Below are 1,268 nucleotides of genomic sequence, written 5' to 3' on the forward strand. Positions count from 1 at the left end.
GCTCCAGGTGGTGGCCAAGGAGCGCCCCGAACTCCGGGTCGGCGCCCTCGACTTCGCCTCGGCCGATCTCACGGGCGAGGACGCGACCGCCGCCCTGGCCGACGCGATCCTGGCCGCGCCCGCCGACGCCACCGGCCGCACCGTCGCCCTGCGCGGCGGGGCCCGCTACGTCCGCCGCCTCGGCCGCGTCACCCTGCCCGCGCCCGGCCCCGTCTTCCGGGACGGCGGCGTCTACCTGCTCATCGGCGGCACCGGCGGCATCGCCCAGGAACTCAGCCGCCACCTCGCCGAGCGCCACCGGGCCCGGCTGGTGTGGTTCAGCCGCGGCGACCTCGGCCCCGAACAGCGCGCCGCCGCCGAGGAGATCCGCGCCCTCGGCGGCGACGTCGCCCACGTCCGCGGCGACGCCTGCGCCGCCGCCGACCTCGCCGCCGCCGTCGCCGAGGCGCACCGCCGCTTCGGCGCCCTGCACGGGGTCGTGCACGCCGCGATGGTGTTCGACAACCATGCCCTCGCCGATCTCGACGAGGAGACCTTCACCGCCGCGACCCGCGTCAAGACCGAGGGCGCCGCCGCGCTCGCCGCCGCCGTCGACGGCCAGGACCTCGACTTCCTGGTCTACTTCTCCTCCGCCGGCTCCTTCGGCAGCTTCGCCGGCAACGGCGCCTACATCTGCGCCTCCGCCACCGAGGACGCCTACGCGCTGTTCCTGCGCGACCGGCTGCCGTATCCGGTGACCGTCGTCAACCAGGGCTACTGGGGCATGGTCGGCTCCGGCGCCCAGCCCGGACTCGCCGACATCTTCGCCGGGCTCGGCATCCAGGGCTTCAGCCCCGCCGCGGGCATCGCCGCCGTCCACCGCATCCTCGGCAGCGGGCTGCCGCAGGTCATGCCGATCCGCGCCGGGCGCCGGGCCCTGGAGGCCATGGGCCACGACCCGGCCCTGGACGGCGAGGTCCTCGGCGGCGGCCACCCGGCCGCCCTGGCCGCCGCGGCCGGACACCTCGGCACCGGTACCGCCGCCGCCCCGGCCGCCCGCCGCGTCCTTACCGGATACGAGGAGCTGGAGGCCGTCTCCGCACCCATGCTGCTCGGCGTCTACCAGCGCATGGGAGCCTTCCGGCGCTCCGGCGAACGGCACGGCGCCGAGGAGCTGCGCGGCCGCCTCGGCATCCTCGACCGCTTCCGGCGGCTGCACGAGGCACTGCTCAACATCCTGGCCGACGCCGGGTTCCTGACCCGCGACGGCGACCTGGTCAGCACCACCC

At 76.7% G+C, this 1,268-nt stretch carries 1 protein-coding gene; it reads left to right on the forward strand.

Features of this window, described 5'->3' with window-relative positions; genetic code table 11:
• A partial coding sequence (locus ACTWQJ_RS51505) for an SDR family oxidoreductase (RefSeq protein WP_443313220.1) occupies window positions 1-1,268 on the forward strand: 1,268 nt, incomplete at both ends.

Source organism: Streptomyces sp. KR55 (genome assembly GCF_052245645.1).
In the GTDB taxonomy this organism is placed as follows: Bacteria; Actinomycetota; Actinomycetes; order Streptomycetales; family Streptomycetaceae; genus Streptomyces; species Streptomyces flavusporus.